General features: G+C 39.2%; 15 protein-coding genes. All 15 read right to left on the bottom strand.

The annotated features are described in order from the left end of the window. Positions 1–117: 117 nt before the first annotated feature. The 15 genes from KIV10_RS05895 to ruvA all read right to left on the bottom strand — a co-directional run bounded on the left by KIV10_RS05895 (position 118) and on the right by ruvA (position 18,167). Positions 118–354, bottom strand: a complete 237-nt coding sequence (locus KIV10_RS05895; RefSeq protein ID WP_214112558.1) for a hypothetical protein — start codon at positions 352–354, stop codon at positions 118–120. A 6-nt stretch (positions 355–360) separates the two neighbouring features. Next, positions 361–888 carry a DUF420 domain-containing protein gene (locus tag KIV10_RS05900; RefSeq protein ID WP_214112559.1) on the bottom strand — a complete coding sequence of 176 codons (528 nt, stop codon included), beginning with the start codon at positions 886–888 and terminating at the stop codon, positions 361–363. Position 889: 1 nt separating this feature from the next. Then, positions 890–1,531: an SCO family protein gene (locus tag KIV10_RS05905; RefSeq protein ID WP_214112560.1), complete on the bottom strand. Its 642-nt coding sequence runs from the start codon at positions 1,529–1,531 to the stop codon at positions 890–892. Between the two features lie 33 nt (positions 1,532–1,564). Continuing rightward, positions 1,565–2,209, bottom strand: a complete 645-nt coding sequence (locus KIV10_RS05910; RefSeq protein ID WP_214112561.1) for a hypothetical protein — start codon at positions 2,207–2,209, stop codon at positions 1,565–1,567. 137 nt (positions 2,210–2,346) lie between these two features. Further along, positions 2,347–2,736, bottom strand: coding sequence for a cytochrome C oxidase subunit IV family protein (locus KIV10_RS05915; protein ID WP_214112562.1), 390 nt, complete (start codon positions 2,734–2,736; stop codon positions 2,347–2,349). Between the two features lie 18 nt (positions 2,737–2,754). Beyond that, on the bottom strand, positions 2,755–3,738 hold the full coding sequence (locus tag KIV10_RS05920; RefSeq protein ID WP_214112563.1) for a cytochrome c oxidase subunit 3: 984 nt from the start codon (positions 3,736–3,738) through the stop codon (positions 2,755–2,757). A gap of 44 nt (positions 3,739–3,782) precedes the next feature. Further along, positions 3,783–4,364 carry a cytochrome c oxidase subunit 3 gene (locus tag KIV10_RS05925; RefSeq protein ID WP_214112767.1) on the bottom strand — a complete coding sequence of 194 codons (582 nt, stop codon included), beginning with the start codon at positions 4,362–4,364 and terminating at the stop codon, positions 3,783–3,785. Between the two features lie 43 nt (positions 4,365–4,407). After that, on the bottom strand, positions 4,408–5,307 hold the full coding sequence (cyoE, locus tag KIV10_RS05930) for a heme o synthase (protein ID WP_214112564.1): 900 nt from the start codon (positions 5,305–5,307) through the stop codon (positions 4,408–4,410). A gap of 378 nt (positions 5,308–5,685) precedes the next feature. Next, entirely contained in the window at positions 5,686–7,776 is a 2,091-nt protein-coding gene (locus KIV10_RS05935; protein ID WP_214112565.1) for a gliding motility protein RemB, read from the bottom strand. A 107-nt stretch (positions 7,777–7,883) separates the two neighbouring features. Next, positions 7,884–8,660, bottom strand: a complete 777-nt coding sequence (locus KIV10_RS05940; protein WP_214112566.1) for an energy transducer TonB — start codon at positions 8,658–8,660, stop codon at positions 7,884–7,886. 109 nt (positions 8,661–8,769) lie between these two features. Beyond that, positions 8,770–9,492, bottom strand: coding sequence for an energy transducer TonB (locus KIV10_RS05945; protein ID WP_214112567.1), 723 nt, complete (start codon positions 9,490–9,492; stop codon positions 8,770–8,772). A 65-nt stretch (positions 9,493–9,557) separates the two neighbouring features. Next, positions 9,558–9,899, bottom strand: a complete 342-nt coding sequence (locus tag KIV10_RS05950; RefSeq protein WP_214112568.1) for a VanZ family protein — start codon at positions 9,897–9,899, stop codon at positions 9,558–9,560. A gap of 25 nt (positions 9,900–9,924) precedes the next feature. Beyond that, positions 9,925–10,302, bottom strand: coding sequence for a glycine cleavage system protein GcvH (gene gcvH, locus KIV10_RS05955; protein WP_214112569.1), 378 nt, complete (start codon positions 10,300–10,302; stop codon positions 9,925–9,927). Between the two features lie 17 nt (positions 10,303–10,319). Then, the gene (gene sov, locus KIV10_RS05960) at positions 10,320–17,582 is read right to left on the bottom strand and encodes a T9SS outer membrane translocon Sov/SprA (RefSeq protein WP_246516204.1); all 7,263 of its coding nucleotides are present in this window, start codon (positions 17,580–17,582) and stop codon (positions 10,320–10,322) included. A 3-nt stretch (positions 17,583–17,585) separates the two neighbouring features. Next, complete coding sequence (gene ruvA / locus KIV10_RS05965; RefSeq protein WP_214112570.1) at positions 17,586–18,167, bottom strand: Holliday junction branch migration protein RuvA; 582 nt, start codon at positions 18,165–18,167, stop codon at positions 17,586–17,588. Positions 18,168–18,208 lie beyond the last annotated feature (41 nt).

Below are 18,208 nucleotides of genomic sequence, written 5' to 3' on the forward strand. Positions count from 1 at the left end.
GTGCCTTTAAGGTTTTCAAAATTTTCTATTTAGATAAAACTTTTTAAAAACCTTTTTTATATGACTGGACTGAAAAGAAATTGTTACAACAAATATCCGGAAATGTTGAATTGAATTTTATGAAGCTTTCTCTGTCCTTGCCTTTTTTCTATTCCTATAAATGGCGTACCCCACAGCGCCAATTAAAAGATATGGGAAAATCATGAGGTACATAATTCCGTTGTTTATTCCCTTTGCTGCGTGACCGCCATCTTCGTTTTCCAAAACTGCCCGGCACATGGCACATTGCGCCTCGGCGGGAACACTGAAGAGAAAAATTCCGCAGAAAATCAGAAAAAAAAATTTATAATTCATAACAACTTAATAATAAGGGGAAATCATAAAATAAACAATTACACCGGTTATGGCCACGTAAAGCCAAATGGGATATGTAATTCTCGCAATTTTTCTGTGCTTATAAAATTGCCCCGAAATAGCCCTAACATACGTTATGAGCACAAATGGAATAACGGTAATGGAAAGTAAAATGTGCGTTAGGAGTATAAAATAATACACATATTTTAGGATTCCCTCGCCACCGTATGGCGTACTGTCTGAAGTCATATGGTAGGCCACGTACATCACTAAAAATAGGACGGACAGTATAATTGCAGTTTTCATTAGCTTTTCGTGGGTAGCACGGTTTCCTTTTTTTATTTGGTAGACTGCTGCGATCAAAATTATTGCGGTGAGGCCATTAATACCGGCGTAGATAGGAGGCAAAAAGCCAAGACGCTCAACCCCGGGAATACGAACCGTAAAAAGCACTGCCACGGCAACCGGAATGGCAATAGATAAAATCCAAATCCAGATATTATATTTTTTGTTGGTATTTATTGATGTTTCCATATTACAAAAGTGATTTAATATCTTCCTTCAACATTTGGATTTGGCTGTCTTCCAAACCATCATAATACACAATTGGGTTTCCGTTTTCATCTGTGCGGGAGCGTATTTTTCCCTCTTGGTCAATCAACGCAAACATTCCGGAATGCTCAAAATTATTGACTTCCTCTGTGGTTTCGCCCACGTAAATATTGAAACCGGTATTCGCCAAATTGTATATTTTTTCCTTTTCGCCAGTGAGCAAGCGCCACTGGGGTTTGGTTATTTCTTTATTTCTAGCGTATTCCTTCAATACTTGGGGCGTATCGTGTTCGGGATCTATTGTAAAAGAAGCGATGCCTACTTTTGGATTTCCTAAAAACTCATCTTGAATCTTTTTCATATTCTCCGTCATGATGGGACAAATGGATGGGCACGTAGTAAAGAAGAATTCAACTACATACACTTGGCCCAAAAAATCTTTATTGGTAACTGTTTTACCATCCTGATCCGTAAAGGAGAAGGCTGGCACTTCAGCTATCGCCCCGCCTTTTTCAATGTAGGAAAGGTCGGGGGAGGTTAAGCGATCAACAATTTTTGGGATGGCCCAAATTCCAAAAATTAAAATGACAAATGAAATGCCGATGTATGAATATTTTTTTTTCATTTTTGAATGCTTATTAAATCTTTTCCTCCTTTTCTATATATCGCTATCTGCATTGTATTTTTTCAGCGCCCTTCGATATTCTGCCAAAAGCACTTTTACATCGTCGCTCATCTTATTGTTAATTTCCGCAATGGTGCTGGAATCAAAACCATACATTGTGCCTTCGTCCTCATCATCATCCCGGCCTCTTAGATTTCCATCCCTATCAATAATAAAAACATAGGGCGAAGAAAGGTTTTCGTCCAGTTCTATATTTGATTTAAGTGAATTGAAAACGTTGCGGATATTTTCATCGCTTCCAAAGGCGAAAAGCCATCTATCAGTTTCAGCAATTTGCTTCAGCTTATCTTCAATTCCACTCGCCTGCTCTTGGGTACCTTCCGGAAGAAGGATCACAAACTGAAATTCATTGAACTCCCGGTTTTTCTTATAAATTTTATGCGCCAAGTTATATGCATAGGCACGATGTTTTTCAAGATCGCTGCCGAAGAAGCCTAGAATTGTAATATGGTTTTTCAGTTGAACCGGTTTTCCATCGAGCGTTTTAAATCCATCCAATTCCGAAACTGAAGTTGTCAATACAGGAAGGGTAGCAAAATTATTGATGCCCGAAGCAAAGAACATGTAGGCCGTAATGGGCAATAAAAAGAGGATGCCAAGGACTAAATATTTCTTCATTTTATCAAATTTTTCGTGTTGCAAAAATACGGTCTAAAATGGGGCTGGGCAATGTTTTAGCTATTAAATTGAAAATGCACCGAATAAAAAAAAGCCCTTCGGCTGGAAGGGCTTTTTGAAATGTGATTTAAATATTTTTAAAAATCGAATTTTATAAAATTGTTCTTATAGACTTCATAAATATAATCTCCTTCAATCAAAAGCAAAACCACAAGGTAGCAGATCAAAAAGATGGTGGTCCAGATTACGGCACGTCTCAGTGCAGCTTTTTCATCGCGCATGTGCATGAAATCCCAAGTAATGTAATATGCCTTCACAATGGTAAGCAAAATAAATATCCAATTAAGAAGTTTTAGCGCCAGAAAATGGGTATCTACCAAAAAGGCGGGGCGAATAATACCCAAAGCAACTTCAACTATGGTTATTATGGAAAGCAGTATGAATACGCCCCATATTTTATGGACGTTTGATTTGAATTTTAGCTTTCCTCTGAAAATTGCTAAATTATGTTCTTGCTCGTGTGCCATTTTTCAAAAATTATATTCTTAAACCAGATAAAAGAATGTGAATACAAATACCCAAACCAAATCCACAAAGTGCCAGTATAGACCTACTTTCTCAACCATTTCGTAATGTCCGCGACGTTCATAGGTTCCCAAAACAACATTAAAGAAAATAATGAAGTTGATGAGAACACCAGTAAAAACGTGGAAACCGTGAAATCCTGTAATGAAAAAGAAAAAATCTGCAAAAAGTGGATGACCATATTCATTATGGGTAAGATTTGCACCTTCCACTACCAAACTTCCATCATTCACGACTTTTGCCACAGATTCCTCTCTTGAAAGAATTTTATGGTGACCGTGCTCATCTTTCTGTTGAACGCGAACCAATAGATTTTCGTTAGCAAGAAATCCTGCTTTTACTTCTTCAAAAGAAAATTCTGTTTTTGTTACAGGTTCACTTTTGTACCAAATTCCATTTTCATCTGTATGCGTTACCCTAGGACCATTGTAAGGTGTTGCAAATTCTCTGAGAGCAACGCGTTCGCCTTCTTTATCCAAGAACTGGATGATTTGACCTCCTTTAGTTTCAACAGCACCAAAATCCCCACGTATAAAAGTTGCCCACTCCCAAGCTTGTGAGCTAAGGAAAATTATACCACCAATGATAGTTAGAAACATGTAGATAGTGACTTTGCTTCTTTCCATTCTATGACCTGCATCAACGGCCAAAACCATGGTTACAGAGGAAAATATCAAAATAAACGTCATAAACGCCACATAGTACATTGGCGCTTCTACTCCATGTAGAAATGGAAAGTGGGTGAATACCTCATCCGGTATAGGCCAGGCATCCACAAATTTGAATCGAGAAAATCCATAAGCGGCGAGAAATCCTGAAAAAGTCAAGGCATCGGAAACGATGAAAAACCACATCATCATTTTTCCATAACTGGCCCGCAACGGAGCGTTTCCGCCTCCCCAGGTTTTTCCTTCGGTACCTGTTTTTACAACAGTAGCTTCCATAAAGAGAATTTGGTTTAAATAAGGGTCAAAAATACGTTAATTTTTTATCTAACGAAATATAAAAACAAAAACAGATATACCCACACTACATCCACAAAATGCCAGAAGGTTGCAGCCAGTTCAATTCCAAGGGTTTTGCCGTTTTTATATTTTTGTTTAAAATGATTATAAATTACCACTAAAATTGATATCACGGCAGCAAATACGTGCGCTGCGTGCAAAAGCACAACCAAATAAATAAATGAGGTGGTTATTGAGCTTTCGCTTCCGGTGAAGTAATATCCATTCGCCACAATTTCAGAAAAACCTTGAAATTGAAAAAACACGAAAGCAATTCCCAAAAACAACGTGGCAAAAAGAAGGAGCATTCCCACTTTATTGTTATTTTTTGAAATACAACTTTTTGCAAAATGAATGGTAATACTGCTCAAAACAATAAAAATCAAACTGATGTAAAAGGCCTGGGGCATCTCAAATTCGCCTATCCAGTCTGGACGCTCTTTACTTACCACATAAGCACTCGTCAATCCAGCAAAACTCATAGTCAAGCTTATGATACCAAACCAGAGCATATTTTTTTTTGCCCTGTTGATTTTTGATTGTTCGCTACCTTCGGTTAAATCTATTGCCATTATATTTTTTTGTTCAGTTCCAGACTTCGCTCTTCCATTATCGAATAAATTTATCGGCCACATAAATTATTTGCAAAAGCGTGATATAGCTCACGCTTGCAAGCATTAACTGCTTGGCTGCCTTTGCGGTTTTTTGATTGTAAAGACGAAGGGCATAATAAATAAGTCCCATCCCTAAAATTGCAATCAAAACTCCCGAAATTGGCGTCAAATAAAGTTTACCGGTAACCCCAACAACTGGAATGAGTGATGCCAGCACCGTCCAGATTGTATACAGTATTACTTGAATGGCAGTGCCCTTATCTCTTTTTCCATTAGGCAACATAAAAAACCCACCTTTTTTGTAATCTTCAAAAAGAAACCAACCTATGGCCCAAAAATGTGGGAATTGCCAGAAAAATTGAATCATAAATAGCGTTCCTGGCTCGATCCCAAAATTATTGGTTGCTGCGACCCAGCCAAGCATAAAAGGTATTGCACCCGGAAAGGCTCCCACGAAAACCGATAGTGGTGTTTTTGTTTTTAAGGGCGTGTATAAACTCACGTACATAAAAATGGAAACAGCACCAAACATTGCAGTGATGGGATTGATACTATAAAGTACCGCAATGCCTATAATCGTTAAGATGCTTGCCAAAATAAAAGCGGACCGCACCGTCATTTGTTCAGCGGGAAGGGGCCTATTTTTTGTCCTGTCCATCAGAGCATCAAGATCCTTTTCAATAATCTGATTGTAAACGTTTGAAGCACCTACCATACAATAGCCACCAACACATAGGAGAAACAGCACAAAAAAATCTATGGTGTCTGCTCCCAAAAGATAGCCCGCCACGGAAGAAAAAACCACGCTAACGGAAAGGCGGAGTTTTGTAATTTCAACAAAATTACGGATAACCGACTGGTTTACAGTTTGTGATTGTGTAATGGACAAGCTCATTTTTTTTGCTGTGCAAAGATACATTTCCTGCGTTTTCTTCGCAATATAATTCTTGAATCTTATGCCTTTATTTCAGCAATTTTATTATTTTCAAACTTTCAAAAAATAATCACACCCATGCATTTAAAAAGATACATTTTTTCCACGTTTTTAATTATTTCAACCTTCACATTTGCACAGAGCGATGATGGAAATCTGTATATACTATCGCTTTTGACAGACTTATAAGTACCGATAAATTCTTGAGAACCTTTTATAAAGAGTATGTCAGAGAATACGAAGGTCCAGATTCAAACAACGCGAAAAATAAAGAAGCACTGAAAAAAATTGAGGAAATAAAAAAACAGCGTGCTGCCAAAGGAAAGAAAAATTAATTTTCTAAAAATCGTAATACCAATTAAATAAATCGGTTCTTATCCCGAAGTTTACCCACGTTGTCTGGTTTTCAAAAGTAGTAGCGTTATTTATTTCGGGTTTAAAATCCCTAAAAATCAAGCTTCCGTAAATTTTAAGATTGGTTGCAGGATTCAGTAAATAGCCTGCTTGAAATTCTCCGTGGAAAAAATCCGTTGTGTTACCCTGAGCCAATTCATTTCCGTTATCTGAAATTCTATTGTCCTCAGTTCCATAAATATTTCCTCCATAAAAAGGTGAATTTTCCACATTGTCCAGTTCCAGTCCACGTTTTGCGGTAATCAGCTTTAAATCGGCAAAAATCCTTCCCTTTTGATAGCGCGCAATGGCTATAAATTCTGAAAAATTAGCACCAAGCGTATGCGCCAAGGACTGGTTGTTATGCCCATAATTGAGCACAATGGTATTATGCGAATAGGTAAATGGCCGTACCCGATTGTATTCTGCCTGCAAATAGAGATTTTCAAGACCAAAAGCATTGTAGTATTTTGCCCCTAGTTGATATCCTGTCTTATTTTTATAACTTCCATTTCCGCCAAAAACATCACTGGAAGAAAACTCATCAATTATTAACTGGCCATAAATATTGACACGATCATTGATTTTATATTTAGTACTTAAACCAATGAGTGCATTTCCGCCACGCGAGCCGGTGGAGAATTCAATCGCTCTGTAAAAAATTACAGGATTTACGTAATTAAAATCAAACCCCCTATCGTTATCATTTTGCCAAACTACAGATTCAAATAGACCAATATTCAACCGTTTGCTGATATTATAGCTTAAATAGTGATTGGCCATATACTTCGTTCTGAAAGAGCCGTCATCAGTAACTTCTGGGCGTACGTCCCGCAAAGACATATAGGTGTTTGTATATTTTAATTTCCAAAAAATTGTATTCAATTTAAAAAACGGATACGGGCTGGCATTATCGCTGGTGAGAAGAGAGCGGTAGCCATCACCGATAAAGTTCTTTCCGTGACCCAATTGTATGTTGAAAAATTTTGAAGGGGTGTACGAAATATGTCCAGTCGCAATGGGATAATCATATTCATCTTCCTTAAATGCTTTTGCAATACCACGCCCGGGAATAATAGCCGGATTGCCCCCATCTGGCCGTATTGATTCCGCATACCGATTGAAGTAATCTGCAAATCTGCCTTGGCTTTCATAAACAACCGCAAAAAAACCGATTTGCTTTCCAATTCCTCCCTGCGCGTAGACCAATCTCGTGTTGTTATATGTATTTATATCAGCATCAATATCCTTCCCAACTTGTAAATCCACTCCTGGATCGAGCGTTAACCAATAATCCTTTCCCTTGATTGTAACCATATGCTCATTCCAAAATTTGCGGCCAAACCACGAAGTTTTCGATTTCAAAATTTTTTGATTCTCTTTTTCAAAGTCGTAATATTTATTTACTTCAGAATAGACAAAAGGCTTCTGCGCGGTGTGCGTATTTAGCCCAACTTTATTCAATACTGGATCAAAGAGGCTGTAATTGTGGTGCGATAGCGGAATGTTAATGTTGCTTCGGTATTCTTCATTTTCATACGGAAGATTTTCAATTTCATCGTATTCATTTGTTAAAAGATCAATTTTCTTTTCTTCGGAAGAAATATTGGTTTCCACATTCAGTTTTCCGGGTTCCACAAGCGGAATGGCAATAGGCAAGGTAAATTGTACGTAGGCCGGCTGCCCGTTGTAAGTAGCAGGTTTTATTTGTGGCAATTCCGAAAAAACACGTCGGGCTTCAACTTTTAATTCATCATAAATGGCATCGATATATAAAACTTGGAAAAGACCTTCTTTGGTTACTTCAAAAAGAACATTCACATTTCCCTTATAATTTTCTGAAGAAACAATTTCTGGAGTTCTGAAATTTTGAAAAATAAATTTTTGAAGTGTGAAATTGAAACACGTTTCTAGATTTTCAACTTCTTCCGAAGCACATTCCTCAAAAACCGGAAATTTTTCATATTGAGCGAGTTGTGATTGTGCGGAAGTGGAAAGAAAAAAAAGAAAAGTAAGAAACGAAAAATACAGTTTCATGGGGAATAGTTGTTTACGGCCCGAAAGATACAGATTTTTTATAATGGCTGAATTCAAAAAAAGCCCTCAATTGTGGATTGAAGGCTTTTTGGGAAAAACATTTTTTTTCAATGAATGTCAAAAACAATGGGCACGGTATATAGTACATCTACATTTTTATCGCCCTGTTTTCCAGGTTTCATAGTAGGTAGTTTACTTATTACGCGCTGGGCTTCATTTTTTAATTGATCATTGTTTGAATTCGCTTTCACATCTGTTACGTAACCCTTAGCATCAATTTTAAACTGTACATAGATTCGTTTCTTTTCATTTTTATCCAAATTTTCAAGCAGGGAAGTCCTGAAATTTCTGGTTATAAACGTATTTATCTTTGAAGACATACAATCAATTTTTTCTTTGTTGCTTCCCAGAGCCTCACATCCGGGATATACAGGCACGAATTCAACGTTTGTGATATTTTCTGTCTTTGATGGCGCTGGCGCAACCGGAACCGCAGGCGCAGCCACTGGAACATCTTGCACCATCGGCACATCTACAGAAGGAACCAAATCTTCAGTAATAGGATCTTGATTTGATGTGGCAACCACATTAGTAGTTGTCACAATCTGTCTTTTTACGGGTTGTTTTATTTCCGGTTTCACTGGCTCAACAACTGGAGTTTCCATTTCAATAGAATAAGTAATCATTGGTGGTTCTTCCAGTCCATCGCTTGCTTTTGCTTTTGCAGAGACTACGGTCATCCCAATGGTGCTTTCCATTACAAAAAACACGATGAGCAAACTAACTATCAATCCCAATTGGAAAAACAGACGGGAGTTCCATTTTATGTTGATTTGCTTTTTTAGTTGGCGTTTGTTTTCGGGCATTGTTTCATTTGTTTTCATAATCTATATTTTAAAATGGTTAACATATTTTATGAATTACAACTGTTGTGCCAAAAAAAAACCGCTGTTGAATTATCAACAGCGGTTTACTAATTTTTTTGAGGAATTCCTATTGAATGTCAAAAACTATAGGTAGAGAATATAAAACCCCGACTGGTTTTCCACGTTGTTTTCCGGGAGTCATATTTGGAAGTGATTGTACTACCTCCATTGCTTCTTTTTCCAGTCTTGGGTGTGGTGCCCTAGCACGAACCTCAACAACTTTACCCGCTTTATCAATTTTAAATTGAACCGCGATACGCTGCCTTCCTGAAAGGCCCAAATCTCCGGCAAGCTCCGTATTAAATTTCTTATTGATGAAGGCACTAATTTTGGAAGACATACATCTTTTTTTTGCATCGTTTCCATTTTCACCTTCGCAACCTGGATAGATTGGCACATTTTCAATTACGGCGAAAGGTACATCGGCAATTTCTTCCTCAACAACCTTTTCCTTAATTTCCTTTACCTCAACGATTTTTTCTTCTTGATTGGTTTCAGTAGATTCGATTATAGTTTCCTCGACTTCTTCCTCATCTTCCATAACCTCAATAACCTCCGGTGCTGGTGGCGGTGGTGGCGGTGGTGGTGGCGGAGTTAACTGTTGCGTGATTGGGATTTCTTCTTCAAGCTCATCGCCCAAATCCAGTTTTCCGTAATCTGTATCGCTTTTATCATACGATTTCCACTCTATTGCCTGCCACGCCAATAATAGCATAAGCACCATCCCGAGCTGGAAGAAGAGCATGCTTCTTCGGCTAACATCGGCCTTTGGGTTTTTTTTGGGTTCCATAATATTGGGTTTATTGTGTTGCTAAAATATAGAAATTATAATTGAATATAAAATTAATTGAAGTTTTAAAGTCTAAAAAAGTGATTCAAGTTTCGAAAAACCAAAACTCCTATTACCGTTCCAACCATATTTGCCAAAACATCTAGCAAATCGGCATCTCTTGAGGCTGTTAGCAGGTGCTGTAAAATCTCAATAATTATGCCATAGAAAAGAAATGCAAGCAACAGTCCAAAAATTATGTTTCGAGGTAATGGTTTCTGGTGTTTTTCAGAAATAAACCATTGCCAGCTAATGGCGAGAAAGAAGTAAATACCAACGTGAACCAACTTATCGGCTGCACTGAACGTTACTTTTGGGAAACCAGAAGTGGGCAAAAAAAACATGGCCGTAATGAATATACTGTACATAACGGCCAGAATTAATAATATTTTACTATCCAATAAGCTCTTTATACGCCTCATGGTCCAGTAAGCCATCAATTTCACTTGAATCTAAAATTTTCAATTTTATCATCCAGCCAGCTCCGTAAGGATCAGAATTTACTTTTTCAGGTTCAGATTCCAAGGCTTCATTGAATTCAAGAATTTCACCTGAAAGCGGCAGGAATAAATCGGAAACAGTTTTAACGGCTTCCACAGTGCCAAAAACTTCTTCTTTGTTCATTGTCTCGCCCACAGTTTCCACTTCCACATAAACAATATCGCCCAATTCTCCTTGGGCAAAATCTGTAACGCCCACAGTTGCAGTATCACCTTCAATCTTTACCCACTCGTGGTCCTTCGTGTATTTTAAGTTGGTTGGAATATTCATATTTATAATTTTAAGTTTTAGTTTCCAAAATTGTAACGCAATGTAAATCCGCTACGGATTGTAGTTTGCGGGAATGCAGTTGAGATCGCGTATTCTGAGAATGTATGATCATAATAGAATAGCGCCGTCAAGTTTTTGGTCAATGCATAATCCACAGTAAGCTGTGCTCCGTAAATAGTCTGTCCAGCCGTTGTTTGATTATTATTTACAATGTCCAAATAACGGATAATGGTTATGTTATCCCTTCTTGATAAATCCAATTTAAAGTTCAGGTCGCTTCGCATTACAGACTTTTTACCGCCAAAATTTGTGGCTATACGCAGATCCTTCACTCGGTACCCGAGACCTAGGATAAATTCATTCCCTTTAATTTCGGTAAGAAGATTATTGGCAAAACTCAATGAAAGTGCCCTATCCTTACGTACTTCAGCTAAGATTTTTACAGAATTATTCATTTCAAAATCCATTCGTAAAAGTGGTGAAAACTGTTCGGTTAAGTTTACGTTGGTGAGCAACGTCCGCGATTTAAAATTTCCAGCTTGATCCAAAGCCTCAGGCATATTTGGATCATAATCCAGATTGGTTTGGAACTGATTCACCGTGTAGCCTGCTCTATATCCGTGCTGCAATGAAAAACGTTTGAAGTTTTTCTTGAACCAGGGAATATTCATAAGTCCGGTATATTTAATATCCCAGTTTGGCAATGGAATATCCCGCAGGAATCCTTTCTTTTCACTTGAAGCGTCGCTTCCTTTATAGGCCGCCAAAAATGCCGGCAATAAAACGTCTTGACTATTTCTGCCGAAGCCTACGGGAAACCCAAGGGAATCCCGAGGAATTGTTGCGCCGTTGTAGTAATCTTCGGCCAAACGGTTTGCGATAACGATACGATTTTCACTAAAGGTATCAAATGCTGCTGAGGAATTTTCATCACTCTGGCTGAATGCAGTTTGAATCAGCAATGTTGAAATTGTGAAGTTTCCATAGGTATTTGGCGTAAGTGAGCGATACAGCCCATCTTCCACGATATAATTTTCGGCGTAATTTTCAGAATAAATTCTGCTTCCATTTATATCAATAATCAAATTATTCAAAGGCTGTAAATTGGCTTGAACATCCAATTGTCTTGATTCCACTTCAGTATATTGCTCATTGAATTCTGGATAAAGCGTGAGCCATCCTTTTCGCGCCGCCAAATCCCTAATCTCCGCTTGGCTACCAAAGGTAAATCCTGCAGTAGGCTTCAAGGTACCCACGAAACCAATATTCGGCGTGTAACCGGGAAGGAAAATACCGTTATTTTCCTGATAGTTAAATTGTATTTTTTTGAGCGAGGTCAACAATCCAATACCCGTATTCAAAGCTTTGTCGCCCGCACTTAGGCTTCCGCCATCGCCGGCAGCACCGCCACCAGCACCAGAACCTAATACACTGGACTTGCTTTTCGCCAATGAGTTTTTTTCCTTACTTCCTTTTTCGCCTCTGGTATCGCCACCTTCGCCGTCCTCTCCGCCTTCAAGGTTTCCTGCGCCCCCGGCTCCTCTAGCCTGCGCGCGTCGATTGATTTTTGTTAACCCTATATAGCGATAGAAACCATTCATATCAATGCTGGAATTGATTTGGTGCGTGCTCGCATTTTGAATTGAATTACCAAGATTGTAGGTTTGTGTGGTTCCATCACTCAAGGTAATAGGGATTGCCTGAAACAAGTCACTACTGGCCTGCCATTGGTAATCTCCCTGATAAGAATAGGTTGCACGAACAAATTTCAGGAATGGGAATTTGCTGAACGGCAAATCATAATTTAACTGAAGCGATTGAAAATGTTGATTGGGCTCCCCTACATCAAAAAATCCATCCCACACTCCTATAGAATTATCCGCGAATCCTTGGTTGTCAATATAATTCGTTACAATTCTATTATTTGTTGAAGTGAAATTGAAACGAAGTGATTTGGTCAAATTATAATTAAGTGTGTATTGCCAATCAAACAAGAAATTACGCTGGTATAATGTAGGCAGACCAATATTTCCTGGCTGCAGGTTTAGCTCACGGAATTTTTGCTCGTTATATTGACGAATAATATTTGAACTTGCTGAAATATTGGTAGGCAAATAATTAAAATTTAAATCCTTCAAAAACTGCCAATACTTTCCTCTGAAAAGCGAATCATTTTTCTTAAATGGCTCAATAGGTTTTGTCTGAAAGTTATAATTATAGGTTGCCCCCACGCGAACATTCTGTTCCATGGCATCCTCAATTTCAAAATCGTGGTGATCTTCCTGATTGTAGGAATATGACAAAGTCAAATTCTCAACATCATAAATCTGTGGTTTGGCATCTCCCGTTCGCTCCTTTCGCACTCCAATGAAATTAACACTTTGGCGGCGCGTATAATCTACAGATTGTTCCTTTATTTCATCACGTCTCTCATCAGAAACTGCGTTGTCAAGCCTTGTATCCAATTCAATATCCTGAAGTTCAGGGTCAAACTGTGGCGTTATCAACTCTTCACCCCTGCCGTAGTTAAAAGGTAATTGAATACCCCATTTCTTCGGAAGCAATTGCCCTAGGTTCAAATTGGTAACAACATCATACTGCTGCACATCTTCACGGCTTCTTTGGTTTGGACCCTGCTCAATCGAGCCAAAACCTACGGTGCTTCTTCTTCCGGTTGCACTTACAGTAGCAAAATCTGCCATATTCATATCCAGACTTGCAACGGCCGCCCAACCTCCTTCATTTTTCAATTCAGAAAGACGAAGCTCATTAAACCACGTTTCACCACAAATATCACTGCCCGTGCTGTTGCGAACCCCTAGCATGATGACACGCACATTTCCAAAACTTGGATTACCCAAAATACCTATGCGCATCTCATTTTCGGTAGGAATTCCCCCTTCCAACTCAGAACGGTTGTAAAAGGTAACATCTGTACCATTAAGCGGAGTACGCGTCTTCACCTCCTGCAGAAGTTGCAATGGCAAATCCAGTCTATTTTCTGCTGGCCAGATATCCTCTGCACTTGTCGCACCAAAATTTGTGGGACTCAATGGAATCTGGATTTCATAGTAGTTATTGGTAAGGTCGTTCCCCATTCGCATAAAAGCAACCATATCACCATCGCTCAAGGCAGATTGGTTTACCAACGATTCATTATGTATGAACATCTCAAGATTTTCATACTGTCGCATATCTATATTGAAATTTTTATAGACTGCACGCCCATCACCCGGTTCCAATCCACAAACACGCAGTGCAAGTGATTGTTCATTTTGGCGAATGATGTTGTTATTGTTGTTCAATTCTTCGCGGAAAACACCGGGAGGCAAAACATAAGGTATGGGCTGTCTATTTTCGTTTTCTAAAATACTTACAGCTTCAGATTCAAATGAAGTATTATCCTGCAATGGATCTTCGCCAGTAATATCAAGCGTTTGTTGGAATCTTCTATAATCCCCGCGCACCAATTCCAACGTACCAAAACGCAGCGTTGTATTCTGTGAGAATTGTGAAAGGAACATTCTCATAAAACGTATCGATCTAAAATCTGAAATCCCACCAATGGCTTCATCCGGCTGACCGATAGGAATTTTAAACTGAACCCAACGCACCGGAATCACATCATTATTCTGTGTAGTTACTTCAATTTCCTTTATATCTGTAATGTAGTCATTATTGTCAATGTTCATCCCCGGGAACATTTGCACATTGTACTGATAATAACTGTTAACCGTGTTCATTGTATTGTCACGGTTAATATCCTCCACATCAGGCTGAGCGGTAGACCCACGATTGGTATCCGTTACTTCCACAGGTGAATTGCCCTGAACGCCGTTATACATTTGATATCTCTCCAAGATATTTCCAGGAGCCTGTAAAAAGAATTGGTAATCATCATTTGCAGGATCCGCTAAGCCAGCAAACGCCGGATATCTCGTAGCTTCTTCAGCGTTGCTTAAACCATTATATCCTACGTCTTGATTGGTTCTTTCTTGGCCTTCAGTATCAAAAGTGTAAATAAGGGATTGACTAGTGGGCACTTTTCCCCAAGCTGTAGAAAGTGTATTTGCGTTACCGCCATCTTCAGGCAGTCCATTTTCATACTGCTTCCGCCCATCTTTCAAAATATCTTCTGAAATATTTCCTAGGTTGAAGCTTACCGTTCCACCAGGGTTTGTGGCATTTTCCTCATAAATGAAGGGATCCATTACCCAAAACTGAATGTATTCAACATTCGACCTTTCAAAATCTGTAGTGGTCAACGCACGTGCAATTCCACCGAAATTGGCAGTAGGATTTGGCAAATCGTTTCCTCCAGCAGCCGCAGGATTAAAATTATACATACCCCTTTGCCCAGGATAATAAGTAAGATCTAAGGTGAATAATGCTTGAGTTTGTCCTTGGATAATGTCCTGCTGTGGGAAAATTTCATCCCTAAATACACGGCGTGTGAAAGGGTTTGAAAGTTCTTCATCGGTAACTCCTTCTGGCCTTTGGCCACTGTAGAAAACAGGGTCAATGGTGTACCAATTCAATTTAGCCCTACGATAATTGTAGCCCAAATCTTCATTCGCTAAATCTCCCCCAAAGCCAATGGGCGTACTGGAAAGAAACCAACTATTGGGCGCACTTATATCATTGCCTGTTTGCGAAGCCTCAAAATCATCAACATACACTGTGGTTTTTCCTCCAAAGTCGGAAACTTTGGGTGCCCCGGGCATTAAGTATGCAAATTCCCCTCGAACGGAGAGATTCGATTCCACATCGGTATCTATATTCGGAAGTTTGTTTACAAGTCTGGTTAAAAATGGAACTTCAGTTGAATAATTCGCATTTACCCCAAAAATGGTATTGTTGATAGGCTCGACGCCATACGAAGATTTTTGGGTTAATGGACGCTCGTTGAGATTCAAATAGGTGGCACCCACTAAGAAATTTTCACTGAATTGGTGCTCAACATTTAAGCCAGTAAAACGTTTTGTTTGCTGACCGAAAAGCGAATTATTTTCGGTACTTACTGATATGGGCGTATTGCTGTTCAAAAGTGAAGGGTCTAAAATTTGAACTCTTCCCAATTGATAATTAACCGTATAGTCTACACCTTCAACCAATTGCCTTCCACCAGCGGTGACGGTTACAGAGCCCGGCGGTATATTGAAAGCACCAATTGGGATTCCGTCCGCACCGGTTGATTTATATCTTCCCTTCAATTGAAATTTATTTTTATCACTCTGTTGCTGTTCAGCTTGAATTTTGGTGGAATTATAGAGCGTGCTAAAAACATAACGCGTTTGGTTCGCGTTGTAAGTAGCAGGAATTTCGTAATTCTGTGATTCGCCATTGGGCGGTGTGTCCAGTGTTAATTGGTCAAAAAGATATTCTCCAAAAGGCTCAACCGTTGTAAAGATGATATTTCCATTCTGGGTATCGATAGTTATACCCGGTATGTAATCGAAAAATCCATCGCCGCCCTGTTGTGGATCATTATTGAAATTCAACCTATCCATATTGAAAACTCGCAAAAGTGTTGAGTTTTCAATATCCACATCGTTGGGATCTGTGAGACTTGGCTCCGGAAATGGAGCCCCTGCAGGTTTAATATAATTTAAGGGTGAAGGATCTGTATAGAGAATGTTCAACACAAAATCCTCTTGTTCCAATTGATATGCACCAATGGGATAAATGTTTTTCATCATCAAGTCCCAAATGGGCTCATTAACATTGGTAATGCTACTTTTAAGCATTTTTACAACCAAGTTTTGAGCAAGCGCAACTTGTTGCCCTTCCCCGGGGATAGGGTTTGGATTGGGATTTATTTCACCGCCTCGACCGCCGCCATTGGCCTCAACCCCATCATTGGAAAATTCCCCTACTTGAAATACCCTTCCATTTACGGTAAATTGAAAGGCAACACCCAAAACTTCATCATTGTTCAAGCGCTGGTTCAAGGATATATAACCCAACTGCGAATTGAGTTGGTATTCGCCGGGATCCAGTCTGCGGGCACTTTCCAAAATGGAATAATCAATCCCCTCATTTACCTGTACCCCAGAAAACCCTTGTTGCACTGTGGCTATATCCCTAATTAGCGGATTAAGCACCGTTTGGGCACCGCCATTGATACCAAATGGGTTAAAATCATTGTTCCCGTTATCTGGAAAAGCAGTCCGTGGCGCATTAATAAAACCACCGGGCGGAACATCCAAACCTATGTTCGTAGGGTCAGACTCACCAATATCCTGCAAGGCTACAATATTTCTCACATTATTGGTTCCCGCTGTTCTATTGGTCACCCAGACTTCAATACGCGTAACCTGCACATTACTGTTTATAAATGGATACTGGTCCAGAACCCTATCATAATTATCACGGAAATAATGCGAAAGGAAAAAGTGGCGGTTTTCGTCGTAGTCCAAAGCGAAAAGTTCAAAATCTGTAATCGTAGCGCCGCCCTCCGCAGTTACGGTTCGTGTCTCAGATTGTTGTTCTGAAAAAACACCCGTTACCGTAGTTTTTCCAAATTGAAGCTGTGCCTTCACCCCAAAAAGACTTTGCGCGCCCTGTATAAGTGCGCTATTAAGCGGCATATTTACGTTACCAACCTCAATTTTTTGAATAATGTCATCCTCGGTAGGTGTGTATTCCAGTTTTATTTGGTTCTGAAAATCAAAAGTACTTTCCGTATCGTAATTCGCCGTTATTTGAAGCCTTGTCCCTACTTTTCCCAGCAAACTTAAACTGATTCGCTGATCAAAATCGAATGATAAATTGCTTCGGTTACGTGGTGAAAAAGCCGGATTGTCCTGTTTCGTATAAAGTAAGCCCAAGTCCATTTCAACGGAACCCTGTGGTATCACATCAATAGTATTTCCGCCGAAAATGGTTTCAAAGAAGTTTGAATTCACATAAAATGTGGGCAATAAATTTTTCTGAAGTTCTTCAGAACCTTCCTTTCTACCATCCGCCGCATCAATCTTGTCCTTGAAATATGCTTTCATTTGTTCCTTTTGGATCAAATCCTGATACTCTTCCGGAGTAAGTATAATTGGGTAGGTTACATTGAAATTGCCCAATGTTTTTGTAAAAATATATCTATCGGTTATGGGGTCATAGGTATATAAATCCTGAATGCTTGGTGGGTTGGGAAGATACATCTGCCCTTGAGAATATCCTGTCGCGGTAGAGTCCTGCGCAAAGGATGAAAAACCAGAAATAATGAAACCTAATATTAATAGAAGCCTGTAATAGCTCGTGTTCACGTAATTTTTTGTACTCAATTTTTACAAATTTTTTAAAGCTTGTTTTATTATAGACTCGACAGAAGCCTGAGGATTTTCCTTAACAATTTTGTCACAGGCTTTTTCTGCCAATTTTTTGTTAAAGCCCAATGTCTCCAAAGCTGATAACGCTTCATTTTTATTAGTATTGCTCGACCCCCCAGAATTTGATGATAAGCCGTAAACTTTTAAGATTTTGTCCTTTAAGTCCAGTACCACACGTTGGGCGGTTTTGGCTCCTATTCCCTTAACCGATTGAATAGTAGCAATATCGTTATGGGCTATGGCTTCCAGAACCTGATCTGGCGCTAGGGATGAAAGCATGGTCCGGGCAGTGCTAGCACCTACGCCAGATACGCTTATAAGCAGCCTAAAAATTTCCCGCTCTGCTATTCCCGTAAAACCGTATAAAATATGAGCGTCCTCCCGAACCTGCAAGTGAGTAAAAAGTTTTACATTTTCGGTCTGGGGAAGTTCAGAAAATGTATGTAAGGAAATATTGATGAAATAACCAACGCCATTACAATCTATCACTACGTCTGTCGGGTTTTTTTCAACCAGTCTGCCCTGTATGTGCGTAATCATGTGTTAACGAAAACTTAAAGGGGTCAAATATAGTATAATTA

Source organism: Aequorivita echinoideorum (genome assembly GCF_018476645.1).
Taxonomy (GTDB): Bacteria; Bacteroidota; Bacteroidia; order Flavobacteriales; family Flavobacteriaceae; genus Aequorivita; species Aequorivita echinoideorum.

Coding starts and splice junctions, on each gene's coding strand:
- KIV10_RS05895 (WP_214112558.1), bottom strand. CDS start 354: ATGAATTATAAATTTTTTTTTCTGATTTTCTGCGGAATTTTTCTCTTC.
- KIV10_RS05900 (WP_214112559.1), bottom strand. CDS start 888: ATGGAAACATCAATAAATACCAACAAAAAATATAATATCTGGATTTGG.
- KIV10_RS05905 (WP_214112560.1), bottom strand. CDS start 1,531: ATGAAAAAAAAATATTCATACATCGGCATTTCATTTGTCATTTTAATT.
- KIV10_RS05910 (WP_214112561.1), bottom strand. CDS start 2,209: ATGAAGAAATATTTAGTCCTTGGCATCCTCTTTTTATTGCCCATTACG.
- KIV10_RS05915 (WP_214112562.1), bottom strand. CDS start 2,736: ATGGCACACGAGCAAGAACATAATTTAGCAATTTTCAGAGGAAAGCTA.
- KIV10_RS05920 (WP_214112563.1), bottom strand. CDS start 3,738: ATGGAAGCTACTGTTGTAAAAACAGGTACCGAAGGAAAAACCTGGGGA.
- cyoE (WP_214112564.1), bottom strand. CDS start 5,307: ATGAGCTTGTCCATTACACAATCACAAACTGTAAACCAGTCGGTTATC.
- KIV10_RS05935 (WP_214112565.1), bottom strand. CDS start 7,776: ATGAAACTGTATTTTTCGTTTCTTACTTTTCTTTTTTTTCTTTCCACT.
- KIV10_RS05940 (WP_214112566.1), bottom strand. CDS start 8,660: ATGAAAACAAATGAAACAATGCCCGAAAACAAACGCCAACTAAAAAAG.
- KIV10_RS05945 (WP_214112567.1), bottom strand. CDS start 9,492: ATGGAACCCAAAAAAAACCCAAAGGCCGATGTTAGCCGAAGAAGCATG.
- KIV10_RS05950 (WP_214112568.1), bottom strand. CDS start 9,899: ATGTACAGTATATTCATTACGGCCATGTTTTTTTTGCCCACTTCTGGT.
- gcvH (WP_214112569.1), bottom strand. CDS start 10,302: ATGAATATTCCAACCAACTTAAAATACACGAAGGACCACGAGTGGGTA.
- ruvA (WP_214112570.1), bottom strand. CDS start 18,167: ATGATTACGCACATACAGGGCAGACTGGTTGAAAAAAACCCGACAGAC.